This is a genomic window from Ligilactobacillus faecis (assembly GCF_029889745.1).
Taxonomy (GTDB): Bacteria; Bacillota; Bacilli; order Lactobacillales; family Lactobacillaceae; genus Ligilactobacillus; species Ligilactobacillus faecis.
On the sequence record NZ_CP123639.1, the window covers coordinates 353,905 to 366,044 of the forward strand.

12 protein-coding genes are annotated in these 12,140 nt (G+C 41.7%); 7 read left to right on the forward strand and 5 right to left on the reverse strand.

Going from position 1 to position 12,140, the window contains the following annotated elements; translation table 11 throughout:
• Positions 1-35: 35 nt before the first annotated feature.
• The gene (locus QFX10_RS01970) at positions 36-1,148 is read right to left on the reverse strand and encodes a 5-methyltetrahydropteroyltriglutamate--homocysteine S-methyltransferase (RefSeq protein WP_280606565.1); all 1,113 of its coding nucleotides are present in this window, start codon (positions 1,146-1,148) and stop codon (positions 36-38) included.
• Positions 1,149-1,594: 446 nt separating this feature from the next.
• Here QFX10_RS01970 and QFX10_RS01975 point away from each other — a divergent pair, with 446 nt between their 5' ends.
• Positions 1,595-2,455, forward strand: coding sequence for a patatin-like phospholipase family protein (locus tag QFX10_RS01975; RefSeq protein ID WP_280606566.1), 861 nt, complete (start codon positions 1,595-1,597; stop codon positions 2,453-2,455).
• Positions 2,456-2,494: 39 nt separating this feature from the next.
• On the opposite strand, the gene QFX10_RS01980 is transcribed toward QFX10_RS01975, so the two are convergent.
• The 4 genes from QFX10_RS01980 to rpsL all read right to left on the reverse strand — a co-directional run bounded on the left by QFX10_RS01980 (position 2,495) and on the right by rpsL (position 6,472).
• Positions 2,495-3,172 (reverse strand): hypothetical protein, encoded by a 678-nt coding sequence (locus QFX10_RS01980; protein WP_280606567.1) that lies wholly within the window; start codon positions 3,170-3,172, stop codon positions 2,495-2,497.
• A gap of 149 nt (positions 3,173-3,321) precedes the next feature.
• Complete coding sequence (gene fusA, locus QFX10_RS01985) at positions 3,322-5,412, reverse strand: elongation factor G (protein ID WP_280606568.1); 2,091 nt, start codon at positions 5,410-5,412, stop codon at positions 3,322-3,324.
• A 108-nt stretch (positions 5,413-5,520) separates the two neighbouring features.
• Positions 5,521-5,991, reverse strand: a complete 471-nt coding sequence (rpsG, locus tag QFX10_RS01990) for a 30S ribosomal protein S7 (protein ID WP_280606569.1) — start codon at positions 5,989-5,991, stop codon at positions 5,521-5,523.
• 67 nt (positions 5,992-6,058) lie between these two features.
• A complete protein-coding gene (rpsL, locus tag QFX10_RS01995) occupies positions 6,059-6,472 on the reverse strand; it encodes a 30S ribosomal protein S12 (RefSeq protein ID WP_280606570.1) in 414 nt (137 codons plus the stop codon).
• A gap of 276 nt (positions 6,473-6,748) precedes the next feature.
• Here rpsL and QFX10_RS02000 point away from each other — a divergent pair, with 276 nt between their 5' ends.
• The 6 genes from QFX10_RS02000 to QFX10_RS02025 all read left to right on the forward strand — a co-directional run bounded on the left by QFX10_RS02000 (position 6,749) and on the right by QFX10_RS02025 (position 12,123).
• Positions 6,749-7,420: a prepilin peptidase gene (locus QFX10_RS02000; RefSeq protein ID WP_280606571.1), complete on the forward strand. Its 672-nt coding sequence runs from the start codon at positions 6,749-6,751 to the stop codon at positions 7,418-7,420.
• 131 nt (positions 7,421-7,551) lie between these two features.
• Positions 7,552-8,901 carry an MATE family efflux transporter gene (locus QFX10_RS02005; RefSeq protein ID WP_280606572.1) on the forward strand — a complete coding sequence of 450 codons (1,350 nt, stop codon included), beginning with the start codon at positions 7,552-7,554 and terminating at the stop codon, positions 8,899-8,901.
• Between the two features lie 81 nt (positions 8,902-8,982).
• Positions 8,983-9,897, forward strand: coding sequence for a ribonucleoside hydrolase RihC (gene rihC / locus QFX10_RS02010; RefSeq protein WP_280606573.1), 915 nt, complete (start codon positions 8,983-8,985; stop codon positions 9,895-9,897).
• Positions 9,898-10,066: 169 nt separating this feature from the next.
• Positions 10,067-10,216, forward strand: coding sequence for a hypothetical protein (locus QFX10_RS02015; protein WP_280606574.1), 150 nt, complete (start codon positions 10,067-10,069; stop codon positions 10,214-10,216).
• A 115-nt stretch (positions 10,217-10,331) separates the two neighbouring features.
• Positions 10,332-11,138, forward strand: coding sequence for an HAD family hydrolase (locus QFX10_RS02020; RefSeq protein WP_280606575.1), 807 nt, complete (start codon positions 10,332-10,334; stop codon positions 11,136-11,138).
• A gap of 40 nt (positions 11,139-11,178) precedes the next feature.
• Complete coding sequence (locus QFX10_RS02025; RefSeq protein WP_280606576.1) at positions 11,179-12,123, forward strand: LacI family DNA-binding transcriptional regulator; 945 nt, start codon at positions 11,179-11,181, stop codon at positions 12,121-12,123.
• Positions 12,124-12,140: the final 17 nt, after the last annotated feature.

The window sequence follows — 12,140 nt, forward strand, 5'->3', positions numbered from 1 at the left end:
AAAAGAAGCATTCGTGTATGCGAATGCTTCTTTTTTCACCAAACTTCATTTGCAACTTTAACGACAAGTTTGATCTTTTCCCATTGTTCTGCTTCAGTCAAAATATTGCCTTCTTCTGTCGAGGCAAAACCACATTGCGTGCTCAACGCTAGCTTTTCTAAAGGAACATAGGCACTGGCTTCTTTAATGCGCTGTTTTAACACATTCTCATCTTCAAGTTGTGGACGTTTGCTTGTCACGAGTCCTAAAACGACTTCTTTTCCTGGAGCAGTCTCTTTTAAAGGTCCAAAATCACCTGAACGATCATCATCAAATTCTAAATAAAACGCTTGGACAGCTTCTTTAGCAAGCAATGCATCGGCTACTGGCCCATAGCCACCTTGAGCCGCCCAAGTCGAATGATAATTCCCCCGACAAACATGAGTCGAGACCCGAAGATCACTAGGTAGATCTTCTAAAACGCCATTGTTCAAATTCAAATAAGTTTGCTTTAGTGCTTCATGATCAAAGCCTTCTCCTGCCATCGCGGTCCAAAAATCTTGATCACTCAGCATACCCCAAGTACAATCATCTAATTTCAGATCGCGACACCCCGCTTCATATAAAGCAAAGATCAGCTCACGGTAAGCTTGAATGATATCTAAAAAGAGCTCTTCTTCAGTTGGGTAGACTTCTCTTAATTTAGCGACATTTTCCTCACCCCGAACGAGCTCAGCATAAAATTGCGCTGGGGCAGGAATACTTTGGCGGGCCGTTATTTCTGGTCGATCTTTGACTAAATCATTTAAAAATTTGAAAGCTACCAGATCTGGGTGGTCTGAAGTAAAACGGATCTTCCCACTGACTTGTGCCGAATCAGCGCGGGTCTCTTCACCATGGAAAAAGTAACCATGTTCAGGTATCGTATGCTTGATCCCCGCAAAGCCCCAAAATGTATCTAAATGCCAATAACTGCGGCGAAATTCACCATCAGTCACAACTTTTAAGCCAACAGCAAGCTCTTTTTCCACTAGCTCTTTGATCGCTTGATCTTCGACTGCTGTCAACTGCGCTTGGTCCACTTCTCCCTTAGTAAATGCTGCTCGAGCTTTTTTTAATTTTTCTGGCCGTAAAAAACTGCCCACGATATCATAATGTAACTTTGTCATGTGAGATCCCCCTTTAAACTAAAAAAGCCCCTAAGAGTCTCTAAACTCTTAGGGGCGTCATCTTCAACAAAATAACGCGGTACCACCCAGGTATAACGACACTTCACAGTATCAGTCCTTACTAAGTACACTTCTGTATACTCGAGCACGTTAGCGGGTGCTTCACCGTTGAACGCTCATCTAAAACTCACGCTCAAAAAGCTCCAAGACCATCTTCAACACCTAAGATCTCACTGTCTTTCACCTCACACAGCTCTCTTTAGAGTTCTTCTAGCGTTTACTCATCTCTTCTTAGCTTTAATTTAATATTGTATTAATAATAACACGCTTTTTTAGTTTGTCAACTTTTATCAGCAAAGTTTTGCTTACTTTTCTTCGAAATCCTTGCAATGAGTGGGCAAAATCCCTAAAATAGTTGTGATAACTAAGAGAGGAGAGGAAATTTTATGTATTATAATGCAGCGCTCATACTTGAAGGTGGTGCTATGCGTGGCCTTTATACATCAGGGATCTTAGACGTCCTTTTAAAAAAAGATATCCAATTTAAAACTGTCATCGGCGTTTCGGCCGGTTCACTTGCAGGGGCAAATTACGTTTCTAAGCAATATAAACGGACTTATAATATCAACACTAAATACCGCGACGATAAAGACTATATCTCAATGGCAAACGTCTTAAAAAAAGAAAGCATCATCAACCTCGACTTTCTTTTTGCCGATCACGGTCCAACTTGGCACAATTTTGATGCTCGTGCTTATGAACGCTCAGAAACAAATTTTGTTGTTGTCGCAACTTCACTTGAAAGTGGTAAAGCTGTAACTTTTGATAAGCCTAAACCAGGACGTCCGTTGATCAACGCCCTTGAAGCCTCTTCTTCAATGCCTTTCATCTCTAAACCACACGAAACAAGCAAAGGTCTTTGTTTAGATGGTGGGGTCGCAGACTCGATCCCTTATGATCTAGCTCAAAAAGCTGGCTTTGATAAGATCGTCGTCGTGCGCACACGAATGCGTTCTTACCGTAAAAAACCAACGAGTTTTGCTTTACGGCGCTTATATGCGAAACATTTCAAAGACTATCCAAATTTCGTCAAACAAGCGATCGCACGTCCTGAAGATTACAATGCTTCTGTCGAAAAGCTGAATAAATTAGAAAAGGCCGGTGAGATCTTTGTTTTAGCCCCAAAAGAGCCCGTCAAAGTCGGACGGCTCGAACATAGCGTCAAAAAATTAGATGAACTTTACCAGATCGGCGTCAATGACATGGAAGCACGCTTTGATGAAATGCTCAAATATTTAGAAGCCTAGCCTAAAAAAGACTCAAGTAGCTAACTTGGGTCTTTTTCTTTATTGTGTAACTGTCAACAATTGATACTTTTTACATGTATGACACACATCTAGTGCATTATATGTGCCATCAACTTCAGACGAATTAGCAAATTGGACATCATGCCCATTTGCTTTACAGTCGTGATACCACCCGATCACCGTCCCTTTTTTTACGGTCTCAGTCGGAAGCGCTTGATAGTCGGCAACTTTAGCGCCTAGATCTGTAAATGCATCTGTCGTGTGCTTTTCTGAACTTGTCTCTTCATCATGTTTGCGCTCAGAACTTTCTTTAGCGAGGCTTTCACTTCTGCTCTGAGCTAAACTAGCTTCACTTTGTCTTGTTGCTTCTTGTTTGCTTGCTTCTTTGGCCAACGAACTTTTCTTCTTAGCTAAGCTTTGTTTTGCTTTAGCATCGATACTTGCTTCTTTTTGCTCTTTTTTTAACGAAGCTTCTTTTTCACTTAACTGTTTTGCTTCGCGCGACCATTTTTTTGACTCGGCTTGTGCACTTAAAGCTTTTCTTTCAGCGATCAGTTCTTTTTGGACATGCCGATTCCATAATTCAAACGAAAGGAATCCTAAAATGACCACGATCCCTACAGTCAAGACCACTGTCAATCCAAAACGCTTGCTTCGATGCTTCTTTTGCACTTGACTTCGGCGCCCAGTTTCTTGTGGGCGTTTAGAACGTCTCACATCAACTTCCCCTTTCAGACTTGGCCTTACCTACAACTGTATCATTATTTTAGCATGGTCATTCCTTTTGATTCCACCAAAGTGATCGCACAAAAAAAGAAGTAAGACAAATCCTGTCTTACTTCTTAAACTGATCTGTTCAGTAAAAATTAGGCGTTGCCACCATTTTTCTTGATGATCTCTTCTTGGATAGCCTTTGGCACTGGTTCGTAGTGATCCATTGTCATTGTAAATGTACCACGACCTTGTGTTGCAGAACGCAATGTTGTTGCGTAACCAAACATTTCAGACAATGGCACAAATGCGTTAACGACTTGAGCGTTACCACGAGCTTCCATACCTTCAACACGACCACGACGAGCTGTTACGTGACCCATAACATCACCTAAGTTGTCTTCTGGAGCAACAACTTCAACTTTCATGATAGGTTCAAGGATAACGGCACCAGCTTTAGATGCAGCATTACGTAAAGCAAGTGAGGCAGCGACCTTAAATGCAGCTTCAGAGGAGTCAACATCGTGGTAACTACCATCGTAAAGTTTAGCCTTAACGTCGATCAATGGGTAACCAGCTAAGACACCGTTTTGCATAGCTTCTTTCAAACCTTGTTCTACTGAAGGGATGTATTCACGTGGAACAACACCACCGACGATAGCATTTTCAAATTCGAAGCCTTTACCTTCTTCGTTTGGTGTAAATTCGATCCAAACGTCACCGTATTGACCTTTACCACCAGATTGACGTACGAATTTACCTTGAGATTCAACTTGTTTTGTGAATGTTTCACGGTAAGCAACTTGTGGTTCACCAACGCTAGCTTCAACGTGGAATTCACGTTTCATACGGTCAACGATGATGTCTAAGTGCAACTCACCCATACCAGCGATCAATGTTTCGCCTGTTTCAGGGTTTGTTTCAGCCTTGAAAGTTGGATCTTCTTCAGCAAGTTTTTGTAAAGCAACATCCATCTTATCTTGGTCAGCTTTAGATTTTGGTTCAACAGAAACTTGGATAACAGGTTCTGGGAATTCCATAGATTCAAGGATCAATGGATGTTTAGGATCTGTTAAAGAGTCACCTGTTGTTGTATCTTTCAAACCGATCGCAGCAGCGATATCACCAGAGAATACTTCGGAGATCTCGTTACGGTGGTTAGAGTGCATTTGTAACAGACGACCAACACGTTCACGCTTGCCCTTTGTAGCGTTCAAAACGTATGAACCTGCTTCTAAAGTACCTGTGTAAACACGGAAGAATGTTAAACGACCAACGAATGGGTCAGTTGCGATCTTGAAGGCTAAACCAGCAAATGGCTTGTCATCATCAGCAACAAGTTCAACAACTTCGTCTGTGTCTGGGTTTGTAGCGTTGTATGGTTTAACGTCTAATGGAGATGGTAAGTAGTCGTTAACACCATCAAGCATCATTTGCACACCTTTGTTCTTGAAGGCAGAACCTGCAAAAACAGGGTAAACGTCTAAGCTAAGTGTAGCTTGACGGATAGCTTTCTTGATCTCTTCTTTTGAGATCTCTTCGCCACCAAGGTATTTTTCCATGATGTCTTCGTTAACGTCAGCTAAAGCTTCGATCATTTCTTCACGACGAGCTTGTGCTTCTTCTAAATATTCATCAGGCACAGGAACTGTTTCCCAGCTTGCACCAGAAGCATCTTCATCGTAAAGGTCGGCTTGCATTTCAACTAAGTCGATCACACCTTCAAATTGATCTTCAGCCCCGATAGGCATTTGTACAGGCAATGGGTTTGCTTGTAAGCGATCTTTGATCGTGTTGACAGAGTAGTCAAAGTTAGCCCCGATCTTATCCATCTTGTTGATAAATACGATACGTGGAACACCGTATGTTGTAGCTTGACGCCATACGTTTTCAGTTTGTGGTTCTACCCCAGATTGAGCATCCAAAACAACTACCGCACCGTCAAGAACACGCAAGGAACGTTCAACTTCGACCGTGAAGTCAACGTGTCCTGGAGTATCGATAATGTTGATCCGGTTGTCTTTCCATTGAGCTGTTGTTGCAGCAGATGTGATCGTGATACCACGTTCTTGTTCTTGTTCCATCCAGTCCATTTGTGAAGCACCATCGTGTGTTTCACCGATCTTGTGGATCTTACCTGTGTAGTACAAGATACGTTCAGTCGTAGTTGTCTTACCAGCATCGATGTGAGCAACGATCCCGATGTTACGTGTTTTTTCCAATGGGAATTCACGCTTGTTTGCCATTTGAGATTTCTCTCCTTCCAAAATTACAGATTAAAAGTAGTATCTTTTTTCAAAAAAATGACTACTATAAGATTTACCTATCTAAATCATATAATAGTCATCCTCAAATTACCAGCGATAGTGTGCAAATGCGCGGTTGGCTTCTGCCATCTTGTGTGTATCTTCGCGCTTCTTAACTGATGCACCTGTGTTGTTAGCTGCGTCCATGATCTCTTTAGCTAAACGTTCTGGCATTGTGTGTTCCCCACGTAAACGTGAGTAGTTTACTAACCAACGTAAGCCTAAAGTTGTACGACGTTCTGGACGAACTTCGATCGGAACTTGGTAGTTAGAACCACCAACACGGCGAGCTTTAACTTCTAAAACAGGCATGATGTTCTTCATTGCTTCTTCGAACACTTCTAAAGGTTCATTACCTGTTTGTTCCTTAATGATATCAAATGCTTCGTATAAAATCTTTGATGCAGTCCCGCGCTTACCATCTAACATCAAACGGTTGATCAAGCGTGTAACCAATTTTGAGTTGTAAATTGGATCTGGGAGCACTTCGCGTTTTGCAACGGCACCTTTTCTTGGCATCTAAATGACCTCCTCAAATTCTAGCTAATGATTCGTAATTAAGTATTTTTTTGATTGATTATGTTGATTATTTCTTAGGTTTCTTAGCACCATACTTGGAGCGACTTTGCATACGGCCGTCAACACCAGCTGTATCTAAAGCACCACGAACGATGTGGTAACGAACACCAGGTAAGTCTTTTACACGACCACCACGGATAAGCACAACACTGTGTTCTTGCAAGTTGTGACCGATACCTGGGATGTATGCTGTAACTTCGATCAAGTTAGACAAACGAACACGAGCATACTTACGTAAAGCAGAGTTAGGTTTCTTAGGTGTCATTGTACCGACACGAGTTGCGACCCCGCGTTTTTGAGGAGCAGGATTGTTTGTTTGTACTTTCTTGTAACTGTTATACCCAAAGTTTAAAGCTGGGGAATTAGATTTTGAACCTTTAGATTTACGACCTTTGCGAATTAATTGGTTAATTGTAGGCATATCTAAAGCTTCCTCCTTCCTTATCTCATGTATTATTTTAAGTACACACATCCAGGAGTTTCTTTTTAGTGAATAAAAAAAGAACGTCCCGATGTACGTCATTGTAGTGTGTGCTAACTTGCTCACAGCCAGCACGATCTTGAGCTGATCTCAAGAGAACTGTTCACATAAAGCACCTTTTACAGAATATCATTTTTAAACTAGCTCTGTCAAATACTTTTTGTTAAAAAAATCACGCTTCATTTGCGTATTTATAAATCAAAGGTGGTGCTTACGATGTTTAGTAGTCTTTACTTCTTAGTTGGTGCATTACTTGCGTCTTTTTTTAGTTGTCGACTTTACCGTGCTCAGCATTTTCTTTGGGCTTTTGAACCACGTTCTTTTTGCGAAAATTGTCACCAAACTTTGACATTTTGGCAACTCATCCCGATCATCGGCTTTCTTTTGCAAAAAGGACGTTGTCACTTTTGTCAAAGCCCGATCGCACCGATCAGCACTTTAAATGAGCTTTTCTTTGGGATGATCTTGAGTTTGCTCCCCTTTTTTGTGCCTCAGACCCTTTGGCTACAAACGTTTTTAATTTGCAGCTGGCTTTTTTATTTGAGCCTTTTTGATCTTGCGACTAGATCAGTCCCACTCATCCCCCTATTATTTGGCGGAAGTTTAAACGTCATCTTTTTTGCAAAAACACACTTTTTCTTTGAGTGGTCCATCTTTGGGCTAGGCTTACTTCTTTTAGTATTAGGTAATCTCTCTGGAAAACTCGGACATGGGGACACACTGGTGATCAGCTTTTTAGCTTTTGAGCTTCCGTTCCAAGAGCTTTGGCTACTTTTAATATATGCAAGTTCAGTCGCATTGTTTTACACGTTTTTTTTCAAAGTTTCCCATGAACTCGCCTTTATCCCCGCACTTTTTTTAGGTTATTTGTTGGCATTGTTTATCTGACTTGACTTTATAGAACTGCTTAGCTACAATCTTTTACATAGTTACATCGGAGGGTGCAAGTGAGCGCTGGATAAGATGGCCTAAAAGCGATCTTATCCAGCGCTATTTTTTACGAAAGGAATTCATGCATTATGGAAAAACAAGGATCTTTTACACAAGGAGCGATCTTAGGAAGCTTACTTAAATTTGCTTTTCCTGTTCTTTTAGCTCTACTTTTACAAGCTTTATATACAGCTGTCGATCTGATGATCGTCGGACAATTCAGTGATACGAGTCAGATCTCAGCCGTTGCGACTGGAAGTCAATTGATGCAGACTTTGACTTCTTTAGTTACAAGTCTTGCGATGGGGATCACGATCTCGATCGGTCAAACTTTAGGACAAAAACGTGCTGATCGGGTCAGCCATATTATTATGAATAGTTTACTGCTCTTTTTTGGATTAGCGCTTATTTTGACTGGCATCGTTGTGATCTTTGCCCCACAACTTGCGCATCTTTTGAATGCTCCAACACAAGCCTTTGACGCAACTGTTGCCTTCTTACGGATCAGTGGTGCAGGTGCGATCTTTATCGTAGGCTATAACTTAGTTGGGGGGATCTTTCGGGGGCTAGGTGATTCGATCACACCTTTGATCACAGTTGCGATCGCTAGTGTGATCAACATTTTAGGCGATCTTTTATTAGTCGCACATTTTCATCTTGGAGCAGCTGGAGCAGCGGCAGCAACAGTCTTTGCCCAAGCTTTGAGTTTGCTCTTCTTTTTCCTTTTGAAAAATAAAAAAGAAGAAACGATCTTTGACCTAAAAGAATTTAAAAAACCTGACTTTAAAATCATCAAACAGATCTTCACGCTCGGCAGTCCGATCGCTTTACAAGACTTTTTGATCAACTGTTCATTTGTGATCATTTTAGCGATCGCAAATAGCCTCGGCGTAGTTGCTTCTGCTGGGATCGGAGTTGGCGAAAAGGCAACAGCCTTTATCATGTTGCTCCCTCTTGCTTTCATGCAATCGATGGCTGCCTTTGTTGCCCAAAATGTCGGAGCTAGACAACATCTGCGTGCCAAAAAAGCACTCTTTTACGGAATGGGATGCGCTTTTTTGATCGCCGTCATCATGGCATATATATGCTTTTTCCATGGCGATCTTTTAGCTAGGATCTTTACTCATGAACAAGCGGTGATCCAAGCAACGCAACTTTACATGCGCTCATATGCATTTGATGTTTTATTGACTGCGATCTTCTTTTGTTTTGTTGGTTACTTCAACGGTTACGGCAAGACGCGTTTTGTGATGATCCAAGGTCTGATCGGCGCGTTGCTCTTCCGGATCCCACTTTCCTTTCTTTTCAGCTCTTTACCACACGCTGATCTCTTTACGTTAGGTATGGCAACGCCAGCTTCATCCTTAGTTCAAGTTTTGCTTTGTTTTGGTTATTACTTATATTTACAAAAGCAAAACGTTATCGACCTTAAAGGATAAGAAAGAGTTTTCTTTAGCAAATCATGCTCATTTTCCGTTATAATTTATTTAGATAAATATTTTTCCAATGAGGTGATGAACATGAAACACAAAATTATTTTAGACACTGATCCTGGGATCGATGATGCTGTTATGATCTCAACTGCTTTGAATGAGCCTAATTTAGATGTTGCATTGATCACGACTGTCGCTGGAAATGTTACGGTCGACAAAACGACCAAAAATGCCTTGACATTAGTTGATTTTTTTAACAAAAATGTTCCCGTTGCCGCTGGCGCAAGTGAACCTTTATTGAAAAAATTTGAAGATGCAGCGCGGATCCACGGGGAAAGTGGGATGGCCGGTTATGATTTTCCCGCTCCAACTAGTCGACCTTTAGCCAAAAGTGCTGTCCAAGCACTGCGGGACACGATCATGGCAAGTGAGGAACCGATCACTTTGATCCCAACTGGTGCTTATACAAATATCGCTTTACTTTTGCGTGAATATCCCGAAGTCAAACCAAAGATCAAAGAGATCATCGCGATGGGCGGGACACTTGGACGTGGCAACATGACAAGTGCGGCTGAATTCAATGTCTTTACTGACCCCCACGCCGCTGCGATCGTCTATAACTCAGGGATCCCGCTCGTCATGGTCGGACTAGATGTGACTCTGACGGGGCGGATCACTGATGAAACAACTGCCAAAGTTGCTAAATTGGGGCGTGCTGGCAAGATGCTTTCTGCGATCCTCGGGCATGATTTTGATCATGATGAAACTGGTACAGCCGTCCACGACTTGCAAACGATCTTTTATCTCTTGCACCCTGAAGCTTTCCAAACAAAAGATCTCTGGGTCGATGTCGTTCTTTCTGGACCAGCGATCGGTGAAACTGTAGCCGATATTCGCGGGGCTTATCATAACGGTAAAACAAATGTTAAAGTCTGCGTTGATATCGATACAAAAGCTTTCAACGAATGGTTCTTAACTGAAGTTTCTGATAATATGCAATGATAAAAAGCCTGCTAAGTACGCTCAACATTGACTTAGCAGGCTTTTTCAAGAAAGCTAAAATTTTATTTTAAAAGCAAGACTTCTGCATCTGACTATGGTATGATTACCTTTGTGACTTTTGGTCAACTGAGAAGTTACATAATTATTTTGAAACGAGGACACTAGATCAATGAAGATCGTCAATGAAACATATTTTGCTTTAGCATTGCTAGCGCTTGTGATCGCCTTTACACACAGTGTATTATTCGATTACTTATTTGCTCTCACAGCTCTTCTAGCGATCCCTTGCTTCTTTAAAGCACTTAAATCCAAAAAATAATTTATTTTCTTAAAAGATCTCCTTTAGAAATTTTTTTCTAGAGGAGATCTTTTGGCTTGACCTGGAATGCGTTCCACAATTTATCTTTGAGATACATTAAGTGAGGTGTAAAAATATGACTATCAAACACATTTTTTCCGACATGGATGGTACACTGCTCGACTCTTTAGGACACGTTTCACAAGAAAATATCACCTTGATCAAAAAAGCTGCTTTACCTCTAACACTTGTCTCTGCCAGAGCCCCGCTCGAGATGCGTCGTGCGCTCAAAGCTTTAGCGCTCACGCAAACTCAGATCGCCTTCAACGGTGGCCTGATCTACTGCTATCAAGGTGATCTTTTACAAGTTCAAGTCGCTCGTCCGTTAGCAACTGAAACGCTAAATTATTTATTGGATTATCTCAATCTGAATTTTCCTGACGTCAGCCAGTCATATTACGACGTTGCCACTTGGTATAGTGCTAAAATAGATCGTGGGATCGAATATGAAAGCCAGATCACTTTAGAGCTTCCGACCCTGATCTCGAAAAAAGCTTACCTCAAACCACAACAGCCGATTTATAAAGTGATGTTGATCACCTTTTCCGAAAAGACGATGCAAAAACTCTTAGAAAAACTCTCGGCGCTAGCGTTAAATGACATTACGATCCAACGTTCTGGACCATACCATCTTGAGATCACTCATCAAAAAGCTAAAAAATCAGCTGGGATCGCCTATATTTTACAAGAAAAACAACTTTTAAAAGAAGAAACGGCCGGTTTTGGGGATGGACATAATGATCTACCGATGTTTGAACAGGTTGGCGTCGCGATCGCAATGGCTAATGCCTCACCGCAAGTCAAACAACAAGCGCGCTATGTCACACTTTCAAACGACCAAGCGGGGGTCGGTAAAGGGATCTGGCAATATTTGAAAGTTTGACCTCCCTATCCTAAAGAAAGGAAGACTAACATTTATTGCCATGACATCGATCAGACAGATCGCCAAACTAGCAGGCTACGCGCCCTCGACTGTATCACGTTATCTCAACGGTTCCGGCTATGTTTCTAAAAAAGCCACCGCTAAGATCCAAGCTGTGATCAAACAAGTTGATTATATGCCAAGCCAGATCGCCCGTGATCTGAGCCAAGGTTCGACTAAACGGATCGGCGTTGTGATCCCCCACACAAAACACCCATATTTTATCGAGATCATCCGGGGTTTACTTGAAGCTTCTAAAAGCAGTAATTATCAGTTGCTCTTTTTACCGTCAGATTATGATCTGACACTAGAGCATGCCTATCTCGAACAACTCCACGCTAAAACATTTGATGCCTTGATCTTTACTTCGCGAACGGTCTCTTTAAACACGATCGCTTCTTATACTAAATACGGTAACATCGTCTGTTTAGAGCCGGTCACTTCTAAAAAGATCTCAGCAGTTTATTTAGAACGCACGGTCGGATACACTGACCTTTTTACCTGGCTTAAAACTAAGCACTGTCAGAAGTACGCTTTGCTCTTTTCGCGCAATGAAGATCAAAGCTCAACGTTTCTCGAGACGCTGGCGACCTTCAATGACATCCTAGGTCCAGTCACTTACCAAACTTTTGGCCAAGTAGGAACTTACGCAGACGGACAAAAACTCTTTCAAACTTTGAGTCAGGCCAATTTTGATTGCATCGTTGCTAATAGCGACGAACTAGCAGTCGGACTCTATCAAGCTTATACACAAGCGCAAAAACAGCCACCTGTGATCGTCAGTCAATCAAAACAACTCGTCGGACAATTTTTTACCATCCCTACGATCGACGATCACGCTTTCTTGTTGGGGAAAAAAGCTTTCGAGAGTGCCTTAGGTCCAGCGGGAACAAATCTCTCCTTAGCTACAACTTTTATCGACCGTACTAAAAAAGAGCTGCCATAAAAACAGCTCTTTTTTAG

Coding starts and splice junctions, on each gene's coding strand:
- QFX10_RS01970 (WP_280606565.1), bottom strand. CDS start 1,148: ATGACAAAGTTACATTATGATATCGTGGGCAGTTTTTTACGGCCAGAA.
- QFX10_RS01975 (WP_280606566.1), top strand. CDS start 1,595: ATGTATTATAATGCAGCGCTCATACTTGAAGGTGGTGCTATGCGTGGC.
- fusA (WP_280606568.1), bottom strand. CDS start 5,412: ATGGCAAACAAGCGTGAATTCCCATTGGAAAAAACACGTAACATCGGG.
- rpsG (WP_280606569.1), bottom strand. CDS start 5,991: ATGCCAAGAAAAGGTGCCGTTGCAAAACGCGAAGTGCTCCCAGATCCA.
- rpsL (WP_280606570.1), bottom strand. CDS start 6,472: ATGCCTACAATTAACCAATTAATTCGCAAAGGTCGTAAATCTAAAGGT.
- QFX10_RS02000 (WP_280606571.1), top strand. CDS start 6,749: ATGTTTAGTAGTCTTTACTTCTTAGTTGGTGCATTACTTGCGTCTTTT.
- QFX10_RS02005 (WP_280606572.1), top strand. CDS start 7,552: ATGGAAAAACAAGGATCTTTTACACAAGGAGCGATCTTAGGAAGCTTA.
- rihC (WP_280606573.1), top strand. CDS start 8,983: ATGAAACACAAAATTATTTTAGACACTGATCCTGGGATCGATGATGCT.
- QFX10_RS02015 (WP_280606574.1), top strand. CDS start 10,067: ATGAAGATCGTCAATGAAACATATTTTGCTTTAGCATTGCTAGCGCTT.
- QFX10_RS02020 (WP_280606575.1), top strand. CDS start 10,332: ATGACTATCAAACACATTTTTTCCGACATGGATGGTACACTGCTCGAC.
- QFX10_RS02025 (WP_280606576.1), top strand. CDS start 11,179: ATGACATCGATCAGACAGATCGCCAAACTAGCAGGCTACGCGCCCTCG.